Origin of the sequence: Flavobacterium branchiophilum FL-15, assembly GCF_000253275.1 — a bacterium.
GTDB lineage: Bacteria > Bacteroidota > Bacteroidia > Flavobacteriales > Flavobacteriaceae > Flavobacterium > Flavobacterium branchiophilum.
This window is the reverse complement of sequence record NC_016001.1, coordinates 583,144-602,322: the sequence shown is the minus strand read 5'-3', so window position 1 is coordinate 602,322 and position 19,179 is coordinate 583,144. Positions and strand designations below refer to the sequence as shown.

Genomic DNA, 19,179 nt, shown 5'->3' with positions numbered 1-19,179 from the left:
TGGTTGCAAAACAATACATTTTATACGAATGAAAACACACGAAAAATATATGAATAGGTGCGTTCAACTAGCCCAAAGGGGTTTAGGTACAACATATCCTAATCCATTGGTTGGTAGTGTCATTGTTTTTGAAGATCGGATAATTGGCGAAGGTTGGCATCAAAAAGCGGGCGAAGCACATGCAGAAGTGATGGCTATCCAATCTGTAAAAAACACTGAATTATTATCAAAAGCTACTATTTATGTTAGTTTGGAGCCTTGTAGTCATTTTGGAAAAACACCTCCTTGTGCTGATTTGATTATTGCAAAAAACATTCCTAATATTGTTATTGGCACCGTAGATCCATTTGCAAAAGTGTCGGGCAATGGCATAAAAAAATTGGTTGAAGCAGGTAGAAATGTAACAGTTGGTGTATTAGAAAAAGCTTGCAATACCCTCAACAAACGTTTTTTTTTGTTTCACAAACGGCATCGACCATACATTATATTGAAATGGGCCGAGAGTCGAGACGGTTTTTTAGCACCCGCACACCAAGAGTTGGGGCAACCCGTGTGGATAACCAATGAAATGTCCCGACAATGGGTGCATAAATGGCGAACCGAGGAGCAAAGTATATTAGTGGGAACTCAAACAGTGTTGATAGACAATCCGCAACTTACGGCACGAAACTGGACTGGAAATCAACCTATTAGAATTGCATTAGACCAAAAACAGCGTATTCCAGCTACTTCAAACATTATGGATGGAGCCGCACCAACAATAGTAATTACAGCAAACGACTTGGATTTTAGTCAATCAATTGCCCCGCAGTTGGCCCAATTTTTATATCAAAAAAACATCCAATCCGTAATTATAGAAGGCGGATTACAAACGTTGAACACCTTTATTGAAGCCAATTTGTGGGACGAAGCCCGAATTTTTAAAGGGACTACAATTTTTGGCAAAGGCACAAAAGCACCTTATTTGAACACTATTCATTTTGAAAAACAATATATTTTAGAAGACGAACTTTTAATAGGTTATAATCATGACAGCAATCATTTTTGATTTTGGCGATGTACTCATCAATTTGAATAGAAGACAAACCCAACTTGCCTTTGAAAAATTAGGTTTACAAAATTATGAAATCATCATAGCATCGGCCAACGATGCTTTTGAAAAAGGCACTATAGACGAGCTAACATTTTTAGAAACATTTCAAAAACACATTCCAAATGCAAGTTTATCCGATATTAAAGCAGCATGGAATACCATTTTGGGCGATTTCCCAACTTATCGATTGGATTTTTTAAAAAAATTAAGTCAAAACTATGATTTGTACTTATTATCCAATACCGATGCCATACATATTGCCTATTTTGAAAGCCAAACACCCGCAACATTTGTAAAAGAATTTTACCAATGTTTTAAAAAAATATATTTTTCTTTTGATCTTAAAATGAGAAAACCCGATTTGGAAATATACCAACATGTATTACAGGACAATGGTTTGAATCCCAAAAAAACGTTATTTATAGATGACAAAAAAGCCAATACCGATGCAGCAGCCCAGTTGGGTATTAGCGTTTGGAACTTGCAAGTAGGGCAAGAAGATGTGGTATCATTATTTGAAAAAAAATTACAATAATGACTTCAGATACCTATAAAACAATTACAAATCCATCGCAAGAGGTATTGTTTAAGGAAAAAAACAGTAAGTTTTACGGCTATGCTTTTCCCATACAAAATGAAGACGATGTAAAAAAACACATTGCACCATTGCGAAAAAAACACCCTCATGCGGTTCATTTTTGTTATGCTTTTCAAATAGGAACAGCAGTGCCCTATTTTAGGGCTCATGATGATGGCGAGCCTAGTAATAGTGCGGGTTTGCCTATATATGGACAAATACAATCGCACCAATTAACCAATATATTGATAGTGATAGTACGTATTTTTGGCGGAATAAAATTAGGCGTTGGGGGGCTTATGGCTGCATATAAAACAGCGGCACAAATGAGCCTTGAAGCGGCTGAAATAGTTGAAAAAACCATAAATATTCATTATATCATTTCGTTTGATTACAAAAACATGAATCGGGTAATGCGGATAATCAAAGAAAAAAACTTAGATGTAATAGCTCAAAAAATGGACATGAGTTGTGAGATAGAAATAGCTACCCGAAAAAAAAATGCCGAAGCAATATTCGACATTTTTAATCAACTGTTTGAAATAGACATTCGTTCAACAGACCCGAATTAAAGGTTGTTATATTGGGCTAAAATAAGAGCAATAGCATCGGGAGGAGTCGTTGGACGACCAGTTTTTAGATCGACAAATACCAAAATAAACTGTGCCGTTGTTAATAACTCATGGGCTTCGCTCCAAATTTCACAATCAAATTCTATCTTAACAGACGACTGACTTTTGAACTTGGTTTTGATGGTTAGCAAGTCGTCATATCGGGCAGGTTTTTTATAATTGAGTGTCATGGATACAATTGGCAATGCAATACCGCTTTCTTCTAGACTTTTATACGAAACTCCCTGATTTCTAAGCCATTCTACTCTTCCAATTTCAAAATATGGTATATAATTACCGTGATAAACAACCCCCATTTGGTCGGTTTCGGAGTATCTAACTCTAACTTGTACTTCGTGTACTGGCATAAATTTATTTTTAAATTCAACATTAATTTTAATGATTCTTTACAACATTTTTTTTAAAAAAACAATCCCTATTTATTTTTTTAAACAGAAAATTGTTCACATATTTGTTACCCCAAAAATAACCAAAAAATTAGCCTATTTATTAACGATTTTAAAAAAAATAAAATAATAATTCAATCTATCTATTATGAACAAAACTGCTCAATCGGTATGGGAAAATTGTCTGGTATTTATAAAAGACAACATTCCAGATCAAGCATTTAAAACTTGGTTTGAACCAATTAACGCAGTAGAATTAACTGACAACGCATTGTACATTCAAGTGCCAAGTAAATTTTTTTACGAATGGCTAGAAGGACATTATGTTGAATTGTTAAAAGTTGCCCTTACCAAAGAACTCGGAAAAAACGCAAAGTTACTCTATAAAATCAAGATGGAGCAAACTTTGGGAAACAAAAAACCATTTACGGAACAATTGCCAAGTATGAACAGGGCAGCCCTCAAGGCTCAAGAAGTGGACACCCCAACAAAAAGTTTGAATCCCGAACTTAAAAACCCATTTGTAATTCCAGGTATTAGAAACCTTAAAATAGAGTCGCAACTCAATATCAATTATACTTTTGATAATTTTATGGAAGGAGAATCCAACCGCTTGGCTCGCTCCGCAGGATTGGCAGTTGCCAATAAACCTGGCGGTACTTCATTCAATCCGTTGTTGTTTTTTGGCGGAAATGGTTTAGGAAAAACGCATTTGGCTCATGCAATTGGGGTTGAAATCAAAGAAAAATTTCCAGAAAAAACCGTATTGTACATTTCAGCCGAAATTTTTACGCAACAATATATTGATGCAGTTCGTAAAAATAATCGTAATGATTTTATACATTTTTACCAATTGATAGATGTATTGATTATTGACGATGTACAGTATTTTTCGGGAAAATCTGGTACACAAGATGTGTTTTTCCATATTTTTAATTATTTGCATCAAAACCACAAGCAAGTCATTTTAACATCAGACAAAGCACCCGTTGATTTACAAGACATTGAACAACGATTGCTCTCTCGATTCAAATGGGGTTTGTCTGCAGAAATTCACCAACCCGATTTTGAAACCAGAGTAGCCATTTTAAACTATTTATTATACCGAGATGGCGTAGAAATTCCAAAAGATATTATTGAATTTTTAGCAAAAAACATCAAAGTAAACGTAAGAGAACTAGAAGGTGCATTAATTCAATTGATAGCACAATCTACACTCAACAAGAAAGAAGTCAATTTAGATTTGGCTAAAAATGTGGTTGAAAAATTTGTTAAAAATGTAAAAAAAGAAATTTCAATTGATTTTATTCAAAAAACCATTACAGAATATTTCCAAATCGATTTACCTACATTACAATCCAAAACCAGAAAACGTCATGTTGTACAAGCAAGACAATTGGCCATGTTTTTTGCAAAAAAATATACCAAGTCATCGTTAGCCAATATTGGTTCACAAATTGGCGATAGGGATCACGCAACAGTGTTACATGCTTGCAAAACGGTGGACAACTTGCTCTCTACAGACAAAGAGTTTAAAAAATATGTAGATGAAATCAATAAAAAATTGTCTTTATAAAAATGTTCCAATACCTATTTTATCCATTATGTATTAAAATAGCATAATTAACACTATGAAAACCAACGTATTGATGATCTGTTTAGGCAATATTTGCCGGTCGCCATTGGCAGAAGGCCTATTAAAATCCAAGTTACCATCCGAAGTATTTGAAGTAGATTCGGCTGGTACTGGACATTGGCATACAGGACAAAAACCCGACAAACGATCTATAGAAGTGGCAGCAAAATACAACATAGACATTAGCCAACAAAGCGCAAGACAATTTCAAGAGGCCGATTTTGAAACATTTGACCATATTTTTGTAATGGACAAAACCAATTTGACAAACATTTTAAGCCTTACTACAAACAAAACCTATCAACAAAAGGTTTCGTTGATTTTGAATGCCATTTACCCCAATCAAAACCACGAAGTGCCAGACCCTTATTATGATGGAATGCACGGTTTTGAAAAGGTATTCCAACTACTTGACGAGGCTACAACTGCCATTGCAAAACAACTAACGCAATCCGCTAAATAATTGAAAATGAAATACTTTATACTTGTAATTTCACTATTTGTCATTGAAAATAGTCAGGCTCAAAACAAACATTTTACTGTAAACGAAGGCCGATTAACTTGGAAAACAACCTTTAAAACAGCAGAACAGCAAGTGCTAACGGCCATTGCCAAAAACAATCCTCGGTATTTTATTCGTAAAAACGAAAATGCAGGCAAATCAAACAAAGTAAATTGTACTTGCAAAGGCAGTAGTTTTTATATGGAACAATATTTTGATTTTAATTTTAAAGTAACAACCCAAAACGGCAGCTATACCGTTGAAGTAAGTGATATTGTATTTGAAAGCGAAGGCGATAACAACACCAATAACCATTTGGAAGATTTTGTTTTGAAAAGGGGTAAAAACACCTCATTTATAAACACACCCAAAAATTTTGCAAACCTAGATTGTTTTGATGCTTATTTTAAAAAACACTTTGTGATTTCAGATGCTGAAGAAATAATGCCTTAATTTAATAATATTTAAAAAAAAAGACCTAATTTTGTTGAAATACTAAATCCAATAAGATGATTAATTATTCAGCAAAAATGCTTAGAGACGATGCGTTATCAGGCAAAGTTATAGTAGTTACGGGTGGAGGCAGCGGACTTGGCAAAGCCATGACACAATATTTTTTAGAACTTGGTGCTGCTGTAGCCATTACTTCCAGAGATATTGAAAAACTTCAAAAAACAGCTCAAGAACTTGAAAGTAAAACTGCTGGCAAATGTTTGGCTATTGCTTGCGACGTACGCCACTATGACCAAGTAGAAAACATGTTGCAAGAAGTACTAAAAACCTTTGGCAAAGTAGATGTGCTTTTAAATAATGCTGCAGGAAATTTTATATCGCCTACCGAAAGGCTTTCGGCCAATGCCTTTGATACCATTATAGACATCGTGTTGAAAGGCTCCAAAAATTGTACGCTTGCTTTTGGCAAACATTGGATACAAGCCAAACAAACCAATGTGAGCATCCTAAATATCGTTACTACCTATGCTTTTACTGGATCGGGCTATGTAGTGCCGAGTGCTACCGCAAAAGCAGGTGTATTAGCCATGACAAAAAGTTTGGCCGTAGAGTGGGCCAAATATGGTATTCGATCCAATGCCATAGCACCAGGCCCATTTCCAACAAAAGGGGCTTGGGACAGATTGCTTCCAGGTGATTTGGCAGAAAAATTTGACATGTCGAAAAAAGTTCCTCTCCGTAGGGTGGGCGACCATCAAGAGTTAGCCAACCTTGCAGCTTACTTGGTATCTGATTTTTCAGCTTATATTAATGGCGAAGTTGTAGTTATTGATGGAGGCGAATGGCTACAAGGAGCAGGTCAGTTTAATATTTTGGAACAAATTCCTGCTGAAATGTGGGACATGCTCGAAGCCATGATCAAAGCCAAAAAAGGAAGTTGATATAAAACAGTTGTACCATATTTACCTTACTTAACTTTTATCATTATTACATACCATTTTGATAAAATTATATTTTTTATAAATATAAAAGTAATTATTTTAAAAAATCGATATTAAAAAACACAGTAATCACTGTGTTTTTTTTATAAATTATCATTGCAATAACATTTTCAATAAACGAAAAACAGACTCACTTGTATCAAATCTTGGTCAAAGTAGTAATTTTTAGACAACAAATCATCCCATAAATAAACGACTTTACTTTAAATAATCAAAATGCTACTACAGAAGATTGTTAATAACCTTTAAATCAAAATTCTGAGTATTTTCTAAAATATACTTTTCCATTACCTTTGACGATACAAAATCTAAGGCTACATTATCTACCCGTTTGACACTGTCATTGTCATCAGAAAGAAGGATTCTATCCTTGAAAATGTTAATTTCTTTAAGGTTTTGAAGGTTTATTTTTTCATTTATCCCAGATATTATCAATGTGCTGTCGCAGATTATCAGCTTCCCTTTTGGTAAATCAAATAGACCATTCAAAAATAAAAGCAAGCCAAATACAAAACTAATTATTGCATATTGATGGCTATTTTTTGTTACAACAATAACAATAGATGATACCAAAAGTATGCTTCCTAATATCAATAAAGTTATTTTTGAATAGCAATCATTTTTAGTAGGATAAAGGACATAATACACCCTCCCCTTTCTGTAACAATACTGCTCATAAAGTTGATATAACAAATAAAAAATAAAAAACTAATAATGGTAACAATTGGGCTATCCAATGTTGTGCCTATAAACCATAATAATGCAAAAATTACAACCTCAACCATAGTTTTTAGGTCGTTTGTGTATTTTTTCATAAAATTTTAATTATTTAACAATAAACGCATTTCATTTTTGTAAGTTATTATTTAAAAGCACTAAGTTTAAATTGCTAGATTCAACAAACAAATGTATCTTTTGGTTTTACAAATTTAAAAAAAACGACGACTGTTTTTCATAATTTAGATTTTTTTTGCCACCATCACCATTTGACGAAACTATATAAAACATCTTTTTTTTCAAAATGAGGTTTTGAATAACTTACATTGGGTTCAAAACCGTTAGCTAAAGCCATTTTTCATAATTTTATTTTTATATTAATTTACTTTAATTCAAATAGATTCATATTTTTTTACAATACAATTTTTTAAAGTATATACTTTCAAATTGTTATTTTTTTTTTACAACATTTTATTATCATTTTTAATTGAAATTTAATTTATACCAAATATATTTATAAAATATAGCTCACAAATTTGAATTTGAAAGTGAGTATTTTTTAAAATTACTTTTTGATTACCGTTTGACGTTATAGGAATGGCTTCAAAGTCTGACATTCACTTGAATTTGTTTTTATAATCAGAACCATTCAAGTATTTTCCATTATTTATTTTCAATTTTAAATCCATTTTCTTATAGTTAAAAATGATAAACAACAAAATCATTATCTAATATGTCTGAATAATTGTTTCTTATTATGGATTATTTCTTAAATTTAGGAATCCATCACAGTCGTTTATGATTTCAAATTGCGAATATGAATAATTAAATATGATAATTAAATGAAAAATTGACTCCTATTCTTGTTTTAAATATTACAATAGAGATAAATAAAAAAAATGTAGTACATATTTTAGTAATTTTTTTAAATCATTTAAGATTTTTTGCAAAATGTAAGTCCTACAAGGGCTAAAAAAAAAGACTTTACAGGACATATATTTGGCTTTTTTTTCTTTGAGATTTGTTGTAATATGTAAGACCTACAAGGTCCAAAAAAAAAGACCTTGCAGGACAAGAGGGTTGGGTTTTTGATTCCTTTGTAATTTGTTATGAATTGAAAGTCCTAGAAGGGCTGAAAAAAAGACCTTGCAGGACAAGTGTTTGGCTTTTTTATCTTTGAGATTTGTTGTAATATGTAAGACCTACAAGGTCTAAAAAAAAAGACCTTGCAGGACAAGAGGGCTGGGTTTTTGTATCCCTTGAGATTTGTTGTGAATTGAAAGTCCTTTAAGGGCTGAAAAAAAGGTAATGCACTAAAAAGTGTGTCGTGTTGCTGATTGAAACACAATAAAAAAATCCGCTTTGTTGAAAGCGGATTTTTTTGAAAAAGTTGGGTTATATTTTGGCCTTTTTTCGGTCTCGGAGTTTGTACTTGGTTCGTTTGACGAGGTAGAACATTACGGGTACCATGATGAGGGTAAGTACGGTGGCGTAGGTAAGTCCGAAGATAATAGTCCAGGCAAGTGGCCCCCAAAACATGACGTTGTCGCCCCCCATAAAAAAGTGAGGGTTTAGCTCGGAAATGAGTGTGAAAAAGTCGAAATTTAAACCAATTGCTAGGGGTATTAGCCCTAAAATGGCGGTTAGTGCGGTGAGCAAAACTGGTCGCAAACGGGACTTTCCAGATTCGATGATGACTTCTTTTATTTCATCGAGGGTCAAATCGTCGTGGCTTTCTAGTTTTTGTTCAGCTACTTTTTTGTCTAACAAAAGGACGAAAAAGTCCATTAATACAATTCCATTTTTTACGACTACTCCTGCTAAAGATATGATGCCCATCATGGTCATGAGGATTACAAAGTCCATATTGGCAATTACATAGCCATAAAACACGCCGCTAAAACTTAGTAAAACGGTAAACATAATGACTACGGTTTTGGACACCGAATTAAATTGTAATACAATAATGATGGTTATACCCGCTAATGCTAAAAACAACGCGTACATTAGGAAGCTTTGATTTTTGCCTTGTTCTTCTTGCACTCCTGAGAAAGAATAGGTGATACTCTTTGGCATTTTGTAGTTTTGAAGTTCGGCTTTGATTTGCTTGGTTATTTCGTCTCCATTGTACCCAGTTAGCACGTTGGAGTAAATGGTCATGATGCGTTTGTAATTTTTACGCTTTATTTGATTGTATGTAGTTGTTTTTTGGGTTTGTGAAATAGCCGAAATGGGTACTTGCATGATTTGTCCGTTGTTCATGTTTCTGAAAGTCAGAGATTCATTGAAGAGCACATTTTCGTTTTTGCGTTGATCGGCTTGCATTCTCATCACGATGTTGTAGTCATCGTCACCTTCTTTGTAGGTAGAGATTTCTTGTCCATATACCGATCGACGTAAATTAAATCCTAACTGCCCCGTGGAAACGCCCATACTTCCAGCATTTATTCTATCTACTTTTACTTCAAGTTCGGGACTTTCTTTATTGACATCGACACTTAATTTTTCGATACCTGGAATGTTTCTCGACTCTAAAAAGGCAATCATTTTATCGGCTTCTTGTAGCATGTCGTCATAGTCTAATCCTGTAAGTTGCACGCTAATAGGGTACCCTGCTGGCGGGCCATTGGCATCTTTTTCTACGGTAACCGTTGCCCCTGCTATACCTTTTACTTTGTCTCGAATTTCTTCTAAAATGGTATTGGTATCGATACCTTGTCTGAATTTGAATTCAGAAAAATTAACCGTTACCTTACCTTTGAAAGGTGTTTCAGACGCAGATCCTGCATCTACATTTGGGTTTCCTGCCCCTACCCCTACTTGCGATACGATAGATTCTGCCAAAAAGTTTTTGTTGGTGCTAGGATCTACGTATTTTGACAGTATTTGAATGACTTGTTTTTCGACAAAATAAGTAGCTTTATTGGTTTTTTCAATATCTGTACCTTGAGGAAATTCGATGTATGTAATGACTTGGTTTGGTATGTTTTCTGGAAAAAATAATATTTTTCTTGGAAAAATCCCTAGTAAAACAAACGAAAATACTAACATACCAATAATGCCAATTAAGGCCAACCAGGCTTTTTGACCAGTTAGAATTTTGGCTAAAAAGATTTTGTATTTTTCTTCCATTCTTGGAAAAAAACTATGTTGAAAATCTTGTGTCCATTGAAACACTTTGAGGTGGTACACCCACATGAAAATGATGGTAAATAAAAACAAATGTCCAAGTCCTTTTAAAACATTACTTGATGTGGTATAACCTGGAATTGCAAATAACAATCCGACTATTAAAAAAAGAATAGAATATTGTTTAAGTTTCTTGCGAGAAATGTTTTTGTCTTCTAAAGCCATCGAACCTCCCGTCATGGCGGCATTGATGACCATGGCTACAAATAAAGAAGCTGTTAGGGTAATGGTTAATGTAATAGGGAAATATCTCATGAATTTTCCCATAGTGCCTGGCCAAAGTGCAAAAGGCAAAAAGGCCATTAAAGTGGTTGCTGTAGATGAGATAACCGGCCAAGCAATTTCGCCAATACCAATTTTGGAGGCCTGAATTTTGGTCATGCCTTTTTGCATGTTGGCATATACGTTGTCCACTACTACGATACCGTCATCTACAAGCATACCCAGCCCCATAACCAATCCGAAAAGCACCATGGTGTTGAGCGTGAGTCCAAACATTGAAAGAAAGGCAAAGGCAATCATCATAGACAAAGGAATGGCAGCTCCTACAAACAAGGAATTTCGCAATCCCATGGTAAACATTAAAACAAGCATAACCAGCACAATACCAAATATAATGTGGTTTGACAATTCATCTACTTGGTGTTCGACTCTGGAGGATTGGTCGTTTGTGAGTTCGATTTTTAAATTTTTGGGTAAATAACTTTCTTGAGCTATTTTGATTTTTTCTTTAACTTGATCGATGGCAGAAATCATGTTTTGTCCAGATCGTTTTTTGACGTTGAGCATCACAACTTCGGTACCTTTTTCTCGAGCATAAGTAGTTTTTTCTTTTTCTTTGAACGATACTTGGGCAATGTCTTTTAAATAAACACTTCCTCCAAAAGATTTTACAACAATATTTTCTAGTTCTTTTGGATCTTTGATTTCGCCAATAATTCTAATATTGTTTCGAGAACCTTGCGATGCTAAATTACCGCCAGAAAGGGTCATGTTTTCGTATTTGACTGCATTTTGAATTTCGTCAAAAGTTACTTGAGCGGCGGTCATTTTAAACAAATCGATAGCTATTTCTACTTCTTTGTCATCTACGCCAAGGATATCCACTTTTTTTACTTCGGAAATCTCTTCGATGTCGTCTTGCAATAATTCGCCATATTTTTTCAACTGTTGCGTCGTATAATTTCCTTGTAAATTGATGTTCAAAATAGGTACTTCTTCAGAAATATTAAGCTCAAAAACATTAGGCTCTACCTTGCTGCCGTTGTCCATATTGGGCCAGTCGGTGCTGGCTTTGGCATTGTCCACTTTGTCCTTTACTTTTTGCTTGGCTTGTTCTATAGAAACATCGTCCGAAAATTCGGCTATAATCATTCCATAATCTTGAAATGAACTCGATGTTACTTTTGCAACGCCGCTAATATTTTTGACTTGTTTTTCTAATGGTTTGATTACTAATTTTTCGACATCTTCGGCAGAATTTCCAGGAAAAACAGACGAAATGTATATTTTATTTTCGATGATTTCAGGAAAATCTTCCCGTGGCATATTGACATAAGCCATCAAACCCGCAACAACTATTATAAATGTAAGAATATAGACCGTTACTCGATTGTCCACAGCCCAACTTGAAATGCCGAATTCTTTATTTTGATGTGACATAGTAGCCCCCTAACCCCAAAAAGGGGAACTTCCTACTAGGGGTCAATAGGAAATGATGTTAATAATAAATAAAATATTCTATACCGTAAATTTTTTTACACAATTACTCTAATTCAGAGTGCTAAAAATTTAATTGCATCCCTTCAGAAATGGTGTTGGCACCTTCTGTAACCAATAAATCTTCGGTAGAAAGTCCGTTTATAATTTCTGTTACATTGTCTGAGGATTGTCCCGTTTGTACCATTACTTTTTTGGCCAATCCTGTTTTACCTTTGCTATTGGCCACTACATATACAAATTTGTTTTTTTGAGCATCTTCTTGAATAATGTTTGTTGGCACTACAATAGCTTTTGGGTTTACATAATCAATAATTTTGAGTTTAGCCACCTGATTGGGTCTCAATAAGTTATCGGTGTTTGGCACACTTACCTCTATTCCAAAACTACGGTTATTTGGATTGATAAAATTGCCAATTTGTCGCACTTTTCCTTTGTAAGTTTTGTTGAGCGATGTTAAAAAAACATCAACGGTTGTCCCAACTTTGATTTTACCTATATAACTTTCTGGTACTGAAGTGGATAGATACATGTTAGACAAATTAACAATTCGCATCAAACCTTGCATGCTTGCTGCCACTACCTGACCTCTTTCTACAAACACTTCGTCGATAGTTCCAGAAAAAGGGGCTTTGATAAGTGTTTTGCTTAACCCAGCTTTGGCTTGAGCAACCGATTTTTGTAAGCTAATCATTTGTGTTTTGGCTTGTAAATATTGGATTTCAGATCCGATTTTTTGGTCCCAAAGATTCTTTTGTCTTTCATAAGTTGTTTTGGCCAAATCATATTGTGTTTGTAAACTGGCCACTTGCTGACTCATTCCTCCGTCGTCCACACGAGCCAAAACCTGACCTTTGGCCACATGTTGTCCGGCTTTCACATTTAAACTTGCAAGAGTTCCTGGTATTTCGGGTTGAATCAGAATGTTTTCCTTGGTATTTACATTGCCTTGTATTTCTAAATAATGCTGAAAAACAGTATCGCTAACGGCGGCCACCGCTACTAATGCAATCTCTTTTTTGGTTTCTATTTTAGTTAAAACCTCGTCTATTTTGCTCAACTCTGCCTGAATTTCAGCTCGTTTGGCTTTTATGGCTGTTACATCTTTAGTTTTCAATAAGTCGTCTGTTGTTGGTTTCCCAGATGGGTTACAAGACAACATTACCAATCCAACGGTTGTAAGTAATACTATTTTTTTCATACTTGATTATTTTATTTTGATTAGTTTAGTTTAACATTTTTTCTAATGATGCTTTTTTCACAATGACATCTAATAAGGCTTGCAAATAATTTTGTTGGTTGCTATACAATTGTCTTTGGGCTTCGTTCAATATAAAACTCGACGAAAGTCCTTCTTTAAACTTGACCTCTTGTTTTTGTTCAATTCGTTCAGACAATGACAAACTGTTTTTTGAAAACACCAATTGTTGCAAACTGTATTCGTAGTCGCTTTTGGCTTTTTCAAATTGAAGTTTTAAGGTTTGCTCGGTTTGAATCATCTTGGTTTGAGCTTGTTCCAATGCAATTTTGGCTTGTTGTGTTCTGGAACTTCTAGCAAAACTGCTAAATATGGGAATATTCAAACTAACCCCAACATTAGAATAGTTTAGCCAGCGTTGTTCTGCCGAGAAAAACTTAAATTGATTACCAAAAGCATTGTATCCAATGTTGTAGGCAGCGGCCAATGTAGGCAATGCTTTGCTTTTTTCTAATTTAACCAACAATTTGTTACTATTAATTACATTGTCTTGAATCTTGTAATCTATATGATTAGTTACCTCAAAATTGGATTTAATAATGTCTAAATTGACACTACTAACGGCTAATTTTTCTAATTTTTCTGTAAGTGCTAATTCGTCATTCATAGACATGCCCATTACTAATTTGAGCATATTTAAGGCTATATGTTTTTGCCTTTTGATGTTTTCTAAAGCGTTATTTACAGATGATAACGTGATTTGAAGCTGCTCTACATTCTCTTCTTCTATCAGGCCATTTTTATAGGTTTCGGTTGTTTGAAAAAGCAACTTTTCTAACGAAATTTTATTTTTTTCGATGATTACTATCGTTTCTTCTGCCAATAACACATTGCAATATGAAGCAATAATGAGCTCCTTGATTTCGTTATTGGTTTTGATTTTTGCATTTTCTGAAATTTTTAAATATACTTTTGCCGATTCTAGTCCTACCAAATAAGAACCATTAAACAACAACTGGCTTAAAGTTGCACTAGCAGCCATATTTTGTTTGGTTCCAAAAGCTACTTCTGCAAACTCGCCTGGTTGTCCTCCAAAAATTTCGGCAGGAATCAACGATTTTTGCAAAACAATATTGTTTTGATAACCAATTGCTGCATTTATTTGTGGCAAACCAATAGTTGTTGTTTCACGCTTTTTTTTCTTTTGCTGCCGCAATATCTTTATTTGCATTCAATATCGAATAATTGTGTTCCACACCAAAATTTACCGCCTCCGACAAGGAAAATCGGTACTTATTGGCGCTCGTTTCTTGTGCATTGCCCCATAACGACAAGCTTATTGTTGTAATGAATATTATTTTTTTCATTGGATATACTGTTTCTATTTCTGGGTTATATGTTTTTCTAATTCTTCTATTCCTTTGGCACTTGCAATGGCTCGAATGTGGTATTCCAGTGCTGACAATTCTAATTTTTTGGCTTCTTTTTCTGAACTTATATTTTCATTAATCACAAATATTAAGGAATAATAAAAAAAAACGGCTGCATCTATTGGAATTTCAGCTCTATACAAGTCTTCTTGAATTCCTTTTTCGATGTTTTTTCTAAACAATGTTTTACATTCATCTTTTTCTTTATTTATTACGTTTTCATAAATGTCTGGATAATGCTTTTTTAATTGATACGCTGGCGAACTGTCTGTGGATTGAAACATTTCTTTAAACATTTTCAGTATTTCAAAATTCTCTGAAATGGCATTGTGGTTTTGGGCCACAATGTCTGCAATTTTCTGATGGATTTCCGTATGTACGGTACTTGTTGTTTCTTCTATCAGCAACTCCTTGTTACAAAAATATTTGTAAATCGTTTTTTTTTGAAATACACATTTGTGAGGCAATATCATCCATAGTTACACTTTTGAAACCTAATTTCAAAAACATTTCCGTTGCATTTTTTATGATTTTGTCTTTCATTTTAATACCTTTATCGAAAAAAATATGATTTTACGCTGGCAAAATTACAAAAGGAAACTTTAAAAACCAAATAAGTTTCCTAGTTTTTTTAATCCGTTTTCACAAGTTAAGTTTTGCATAAGGGTTTTGACTATATTTTATACAAACATTTACATGACTGTACGTAATTCATTCCAAATGGTTGAAGTGTTTACTTTGCTAGAAATGAAACTCGCAAAGACACCACACAGCAAAGAAATATGAATCAAACTTCATAAAATAAAGTCCATAAAAAAAACCTTTTCAGCTACTATTTGTGCTAAAAAGGTTTTGGTAAAAATAATAAAAATAATAAATTTAATGATGCACTGGTTTGCCATATTTGGTTTTGATAATTACCACACCATTTTTGCCCATTTCGCCATAATTAGCCATTGCTTTTTCATCTTGCAAGATCAAAATACTTTCTATCAATTGCTTTTTCAACGGATAATAAGGGCTTGTAGGATGTGTACCAAAAAGGGATTCTTCGTCATAATAATGTCCGTCTATAATATATAATGGGTTATTCAAAATGGTAATATCCTCTAAATCTATCGATTTTGATGCGGCAAAAGCCTTTACTGCTGCTGCTGTTTCCAAGCTATCACTTTGAAGATAGCCGTCCATAACCACCAAAGGGGGCGTTTTTTTGTCTTGTGCGCTTACAGCACCATCTACAACTTTAGCTTCAATACCATTCAAAAACATAGGGTTCACTTTCAGTTTTTGATTCGTTGATTTGCTCAATATGTTACTTTCTTCCGCAATTTCTGCATCAGGAGCAGCCATGGCAAGAGTGGTTTCGTCAGGTTGCATGTCAACTTCTGGCACAGCATCTGCTTGAATCAAAGGATTTCTTTTTGGCATTTGCAAAACCACCGCTTCTTCCGTTTTCAAAAAAGAGGGTTCTTGTGTCGTATCTTGGGTTTCAAATGGCAAACTGTCTTTCAACACCACATCGTTTGTAGGACTTATAGTGGTTGTATTATCTACTATAAACGATTGATATCCAATAGTTATAAGCAACAAAAACGATGCTGCAACGGCCCATTTTTGCCACATTTTTTTATCTGTTTGTAATTGCTCTTGGTCTAATTTTGAGGCTACATTTTGCCACACTTTTTCAGCATTAGAAAATGTTTGTGCTTCGTTTTTTTCAACAGCTTTTTTAATTTGATCAAATAATTGATTGGAATTGTCCATGTTTTATTTTGCTTTTTGGTAATAAAAAGTATTTACTAAATCTTTCAACTTGGTTTTGGCTACATTCAATTGCGACTTGGAAGTGCCTTCAGATATTTGAAGCATGGCCGCAATTTCTTTGTGTCCAAATCCTTCTATAACAAATAAATTAAAAATAGTCCTACATCCATCTGGAATTTTTTGAACCAATGCCAGCAAATCTGCTTCTTCTAGCGGTGTCTGTTCGTCTGCTTTGGGTTGCCAATTGGCTTGTGCATCTTCTAAATACATATTGAAATTGGTGTTTTTTTTGATGCTCGCCAAACAACAATTTACCGTTATCCGACGGGCCCAAGCTTCAAAAGCACCCCATTCTTTAAGTTGGTCCAATTTTGTAAATATCTGATAAAAAGCATCGCCCAATGCTTCTTCTACTTCTTCCTCTTTTTTCAAATACCGTTTGCATGTAGCATACAACTTGGGCGACATGTAGTCATACAATTGCCGCTGGGCAGCCCTTTGTTTTTTCTTGCAATTCAATAGTAATGTTTCAGATACCGCCATGGTGCTTTTTTTTCTTTATAGAGTGTAAATATATCAAAAGGGTTGGATTGTCATGTCAAAAAAAGTATATTTGTATCAAAAAACGCCACCACCATAGCCTTTTACAAACCGCTTGAACCTTTCAAAAGAAACCAAAATGATGCCAAAAAACATATCCTTCATACTTTTAATATTTTTCATAAATACAATGAAATCAAATATTTATGCTCAAGATTGGGCCAATTTATCCAAATACCAATCAGACAACATCCGTATCATTCAAGAAGCTAAACCCATAAAAGCCGTGTTTATGGGAGATTCTATCACCGAATTTTGGCTTGCCCAACAACCCGATTTTTTTTCGTCCAATAACTACATCAACAGAGGCATTAGCGGTCAAACCACTCCACAAATGCTCCTTCGTTTTCGGCAAGATGTTGTGGCTCTAAAACCAAAAATCGTGGTCATTCTAGCGGGTATCAACGATATAGCGGGCAATACTGGCGAAACAACGCTCGAAACAATTACAAACAACATCCAATCAATGATCGAAATTGCCAAAGCAAATCACATCAAAGTCATTTTATGTGCCGTATTGCCCGCAAACGACTTCTATTGGAACCCCAATAAAAACCCTGCAAACCAAGTTATAGACCTCAATAAAATGTTGAAAAATTATGCCGAAAAAAATAAAATTAGCTTTGTAGATTACTATAAATATATGGTAGATAATCAAAAAGGACTACAAAAAACACTTTCTCCAGATGGTGTGCACCCCAATCTAAAAGGATACCAAGTAATGCAACCTTTACTGCAACATGAAATTCAAAATATACTAAAAAAATAATTTATTATCAGGAGCTATTCCTGCTGTTCGCTATATCTTTTGTGGCGAACCCCGCCACAAAAGGATGTCGCTACCATCAGGGCTAGGGGCATCGGTACCCATAGGACGTTTGGTGCAATATTGTACTAATAATCAAACAAAGTAGTATTTTTTGTAAGCTATATTTTTTTTGGCAACACTATCATGACTATTTTATAATACATTAGCATAATAATTATAAAATAGCAAAAAATACAGCGAAATTATTTGTTTACACAAGTGCAATATTAGAAAAGCCCATTAATTTCAGCATCAATTTTGCTAATAATAGTACCCAAATCCTCTGGGTTATTTACAAAATCTATTTCATCTACATCAATAATAAGTAACTTACCTTTATGATACGTTTGAACCCATGCTTCATATCGCTCGTTGAGCCTGCTCAAATAATCAATAGAAATACTATTTTCATATTCTCTTCCTCTTTTATGGATTTGTCCTACTAAATTTGGAATAGAACTCCGCAAATAAATCAATAAATCTGGGGGTTGCACTAATGATTCCATCAATTCAAACAACGATGAGTAATTTTGAAAATCCCTATTGGTCATCAATCCCATGGCATGCAAATTGGGAGCAAAAATATGAGCATCCTCATAAATAGTACGATCCTGAATGGTTTTTTTACCACTTTCTCGAATATCTAATATTTGACGAAAACGACTATTTAAGAAAAATATTTGCAAATTAAACGACCATCTCTCCATTTGATGGTAAAAATCGTCCAAATATGGATTGTCCACCACTTCTTCATAATGAGCAGTCCACTTAAAATGTTTAGATAATAATTTGGTTAAAGAGGTTTTTCCAGCTCCAATATTTCCAGCGATGGCAATGTGCATAGTACGTATGGGTTATTAATTATTTTTTTAGCAAAATTAGTTAAAAAAAATAATTAATCTAAAACAAGTGAATTTTGTTTTCAAAAAATGTCATTTGAAAGCACACCAATTTACAACAATTTGATCCCCATCTTACCCAATGTATTTATAATACCAAATATTTTTATAAAATAGTCCAAAGATACTACCCGAGCAATAGCAAACAAGTGAAGTATGTTGTTTAATTTAAAAAAAAAGGAAAAATTTAAAAACCTACATCTTTTAATTTCTTTTTTTAAATCTTTGTATCAAATACTGTATCAAGATAGTTATTACTGTTGCCATTCCAGCTATTAATAACATGCTCATAACACCAATAATCCACATGCCGCAGCCTGGCGAATTGCCATCGATGCTTTGATTAAATCGATAATTAAATATAATAAACGATACTACTGAAAATATTATTTGAAATAGTAAACTTACAATACAAACATGGCTAAACTTGAATTTAAAACTGCTTTTCATCGCAATACTCCCAACAATCAATTGAAAAGCAAAAGGCAAAAAAGGTAAAACAATAGGAAGAAAATGGATCATTTTTATTGGTATTTATATAAATATTTAGTTTAATATAAAATATTATTTTT

The 19,179-nt window shown here is 33.9% G+C and carries 21 protein-coding genes; 8 read left to right on the top strand and 13 right to left on the bottom strand.

Going from position 1 to position 19,179, the window contains the following annotated elements:
* The first annotated feature begins 28 nt into the window (after window positions 1-28).
* The 3 genes from ribD to FBFL15_RS02560 are packed head-to-tail and all read left to right on the top strand — an operon-like array spanning window position 29 to window position 2,242.
* A complete protein-coding gene (gene ribD / locus FBFL15_RS02570; RefSeq protein WP_014083105.1) occupies window positions 29-1,048 on the top strand; it encodes a bifunctional diaminohydroxyphosphoribosylaminopyrimidine deaminase/5-amino-6-(5-phosphoribosylamino)uracil reductase RibD in 1,020 nt (339 codons plus the stop codon).
* Entirely contained in the window at window positions 1,029-1,628 is a 600-nt protein-coding gene (locus tag FBFL15_RS02565; RefSeq protein WP_014083104.1) for an HAD family hydrolase, read from the top strand. The genes ribD and FBFL15_RS02565 overlap by 20 nt, the downstream gene beginning before the upstream one ends.
* On the top strand, window positions 1,628-2,242 hold the full coding sequence (locus FBFL15_RS02560; RefSeq protein WP_014083103.1) for an IMPACT family protein: 615 nt from the start codon (window positions 1,628-1,630) through the stop codon (window positions 2,240-2,242). The genes FBFL15_RS02565 and FBFL15_RS02560 overlap by 1 nt, the downstream gene beginning before the upstream one ends.
* Here the strand turns inward: FBFL15_RS02560 and FBFL15_RS02555 are convergent.
* The gene (locus FBFL15_RS02555) at window positions 2,239-2,649 is read right to left on the bottom strand and encodes an acyl-CoA thioesterase (RefSeq protein ID WP_014083102.1); all 411 of its coding nucleotides are present in this window, start codon (window positions 2,647-2,649) and stop codon (window positions 2,239-2,241) included. The two genes, FBFL15_RS02560 and FBFL15_RS02555, sit on opposite strands and share 4 nt — an antisense overlap.
* Window positions 2,650-2,836: 187 nt before the next feature.
* On the opposite strand from FBFL15_RS02555, the gene dnaA reads away from it, so the two are divergent.
* From dnaA to FBFL15_RS02535, 4 genes are read left to right on the top strand one after another with little or no spacing between them, the layout of a single operon-like run.
* On the top strand, window positions 2,837-4,264 hold the full coding sequence (gene dnaA / locus FBFL15_RS02550) for a chromosomal replication initiator protein DnaA (RefSeq protein ID WP_014083101.1): 1,428 nt from the start codon (window positions 2,837-2,839) through the stop codon (window positions 4,262-4,264).
* A 55-nt stretch (window positions 4,265-4,319) separates the two neighbouring features.
* Window positions 4,320-4,787 (top strand): low molecular weight protein-tyrosine-phosphatase, encoded by a 468-nt coding sequence (locus tag FBFL15_RS02545; RefSeq protein ID WP_014083100.1) that lies wholly within the window; start codon window positions 4,320-4,322, stop codon window positions 4,785-4,787.
* Between the two features lie 6 nt (window positions 4,788-4,793).
* Window positions 4,794-5,279 carry a hypothetical protein gene (locus tag FBFL15_RS02540; RefSeq protein WP_014083099.1) on the top strand — a complete coding sequence of 162 codons (486 nt, stop codon included), beginning with the start codon at window positions 4,794-4,796 and terminating at the stop codon, window positions 5,277-5,279.
* Window positions 5,280-5,338: 59 nt separating this feature from the next.
* Window positions 5,339-6,220, top strand: coding sequence for an SDR family oxidoreductase (locus FBFL15_RS02535; protein WP_044032405.1), 882 nt, complete (start codon window positions 5,339-5,341; stop codon window positions 6,218-6,220).
* 282 nt (window positions 6,221-6,502) lie between these two features.
* Here the strand turns inward: FBFL15_RS02535 and FBFL15_RS02530 are convergent, their stop codons facing one another.
* From FBFL15_RS02530 to FBFL15_RS02495, 10 genes are all read right to left on the bottom strand, one after another.
* Entirely contained in the window at window positions 6,503-6,874 is a 372-nt protein-coding gene (locus FBFL15_RS02530) for a hypothetical protein (RefSeq protein WP_148267887.1), read from the bottom strand.
* Window positions 6,875-6,879: 5 nt separating this feature from the next.
* On the bottom strand, window positions 6,880-7,095 hold the full coding sequence (locus tag FBFL15_RS02525) for a hypothetical protein (protein WP_044032084.1): 216 nt from the start codon (window positions 7,093-7,095) through the stop codon (window positions 6,880-6,882).
* Window positions 7,096-8,392: 1,297 nt separating this feature from the next.
* The gene (locus tag FBFL15_RS02520) at window positions 8,393-11,848 is read right to left on the bottom strand and encodes an efflux RND transporter permease subunit (RefSeq protein WP_014083096.1); all 3,456 of its coding nucleotides are present in this window, start codon (window positions 11,846-11,848) and stop codon (window positions 8,393-8,395) included.
* 121 nt (window positions 11,849-11,969) lie between these two features.
* On the bottom strand, window positions 11,970-13,106 hold the full coding sequence (locus tag FBFL15_RS02515) for an efflux RND transporter periplasmic adaptor subunit (RefSeq protein WP_014083095.1): 1,137 nt from the start codon (window positions 13,104-13,106) through the stop codon (window positions 11,970-11,972).
* 25 nt (window positions 13,107-13,131) lie between these two features.
* A complete protein-coding gene (locus tag FBFL15_RS02510; RefSeq protein ID WP_231847485.1) occupies window positions 13,132-14,274 on the bottom strand; it encodes a TolC family protein in 1,143 nt (380 codons plus the stop codon).
* A 16-nt stretch (window positions 14,275-14,290) separates the two neighbouring features.
* The gene (locus FBFL15_RS16745; RefSeq protein ID WP_231847484.1) at window positions 14,291-14,470 is read right to left on the bottom strand and encodes a hypothetical protein; all 180 of its coding nucleotides are present in this window, start codon (window positions 14,468-14,470) and stop codon (window positions 14,291-14,293) included.
* 14 nt (window positions 14,471-14,484) lie between these two features.
* Entirely contained in the window at window positions 14,485-14,940 is a 456-nt protein-coding gene (locus FBFL15_RS02505; protein ID WP_338030124.1) for a TetR/AcrR family transcriptional regulator, read from the bottom strand.
* Window positions 14,941-14,947: 7 nt separating this feature from the next.
* A complete protein-coding gene (locus FBFL15_RS17125; protein WP_338030123.1) occupies window positions 14,948-15,076 on the bottom strand; it encodes a hypothetical protein in 129 nt (42 codons plus the stop codon).
* A gap of 336 nt (window positions 15,077-15,412) precedes the next feature.
* The gene (locus FBFL15_RS02500; RefSeq protein ID WP_014083094.1) at window positions 15,413-16,300 is read right to left on the bottom strand and encodes an anti ECF-type sigma factor; all 888 of its coding nucleotides are present in this window, start codon (window positions 16,298-16,300) and stop codon (window positions 15,413-15,415) included.
* 3 nt (window positions 16,301-16,303) lie between these two features.
* The gene (locus tag FBFL15_RS02495) at window positions 16,304-16,843 is read right to left on the bottom strand and encodes an RNA polymerase sigma factor (protein WP_014083093.1); all 540 of its coding nucleotides are present in this window, start codon (window positions 16,841-16,843) and stop codon (window positions 16,304-16,306) included.
* Between the two features lie 187 nt (window positions 16,844-17,030).
* On the opposite strand from FBFL15_RS02495, the gene FBFL15_RS02490 reads away from it, so the two are divergent.
* Entirely contained in the window at window positions 17,031-17,669 is a 639-nt protein-coding gene (locus FBFL15_RS02490; protein ID WP_148267886.1) for an SGNH/GDSL hydrolase family protein, read from the top strand.
* Window positions 17,670-17,935: 266 nt separating this feature from the next.
* Here FBFL15_RS02490 and FBFL15_RS02485 read toward each other — a convergent pair whose 3' ends face one another.
* Window positions 17,936-18,550, bottom strand: coding sequence for a deoxynucleoside kinase (locus FBFL15_RS02485; RefSeq protein WP_014083091.1), 615 nt, complete (start codon window positions 18,548-18,550; stop codon window positions 17,936-17,938).
* 261 nt (window positions 18,551-18,811) lie between these two features.
* On the bottom strand, window positions 18,812-19,129 hold the full coding sequence (locus tag FBFL15_RS02480; RefSeq protein WP_014083090.1) for a hypothetical protein: 318 nt from the start codon (window positions 19,127-19,129) through the stop codon (window positions 18,812-18,814).
* Between the last annotated feature and the right edge of the window lie 50 nt (window positions 19,130-19,179).

Coding starts and splice junctions, on each gene's coding strand:
- ribD (WP_014083105.1), top strand. CDS start 29: ATGAAAACACACGAAAAATATATGAATAGGTGCGTTCAACTAGCCCAA.
- FBFL15_RS02565 (WP_014083104.1), top strand. CDS start 1,029: ATGACAGCAATCATTTTTGATTTTGGCGATGTACTCATCAATTTGAAT.
- FBFL15_RS02560 (WP_014083103.1), top strand. CDS start 1,628: ATGACTTCAGATACCTATAAAACAATTACAAATCCATCGCAAGAGGTA.
- FBFL15_RS02555 (WP_014083102.1), bottom strand. CDS start 2,649: ATGCCAGTACACGAAGTACAAGTTAGAGTTAGATACTCCGAAACCGAC.
- dnaA (WP_014083101.1), top strand. CDS start 2,837: ATGAACAAAACTGCTCAATCGGTATGGGAAAATTGTCTGGTATTTATA.
- FBFL15_RS02545 (WP_014083100.1), top strand. CDS start 4,320: ATGAAAACCAACGTATTGATGATCTGTTTAGGCAATATTTGCCGGTCG.
- FBFL15_RS02540 (WP_014083099.1), top strand. CDS start 4,794: ATGAAATACTTTATACTTGTAATTTCACTATTTGTCATTGAAAATAGT.
- FBFL15_RS02525 (WP_044032084.1), bottom strand. CDS start 7,095: ATGAAAAAATACACAAACGACCTAAAAACTATGGTTGAGGTTGTAATT.
- FBFL15_RS02520 (WP_014083096.1), bottom strand. CDS start 11,848: ATGTCACATCAAAATAAAGAATTCGGCATTTCAAGTTGGGCTGTGGAC.
- FBFL15_RS02515 (WP_014083095.1), bottom strand. CDS start 13,106: ATGAAAAAAATAGTATTACTTACAACCGTTGGATTGGTAATGTTGTCT.
- FBFL15_RS16745 (WP_231847484.1), bottom strand. CDS start 14,470: ATGAAAAAAATAATATTCATTACAACAATAAGCTTGTCGTTATGGGGC.
- FBFL15_RS17125 (WP_338030123.1), bottom strand. CDS start 15,076: ATGAAAGACAAAATCATAAAAAATGCAACGGAAATGTTTTTGAAATTA.
- FBFL15_RS02500 (WP_014083094.1), bottom strand. CDS start 16,300: ATGGACAATTCCAATCAATTATTTGATCAAATTAAAAAAGCTGTTGAA.
- FBFL15_RS02495 (WP_014083093.1), bottom strand. CDS start 16,843: ATGGCGGTATCTGAAACATTACTATTGAATTGCAAGAAAAAACAAAGG.
- FBFL15_RS02490 (WP_148267886.1), top strand. CDS start 17,031: ATGAAATCAAATATTTATGCTCAAGATTGGGCCAATTTATCCAAATAC.
- FBFL15_RS02485 (WP_014083091.1), bottom strand. CDS start 18,550: ATGCACATTGCCATCGCTGGAAATATTGGAGCTGGAAAAACCTCTTTA.
- FBFL15_RS02480 (WP_014083090.1), bottom strand. CDS start 19,129: ATGATCCATTTTCTTCCTATTGTTTTACCTTTTTTGCCTTTTGCTTTT.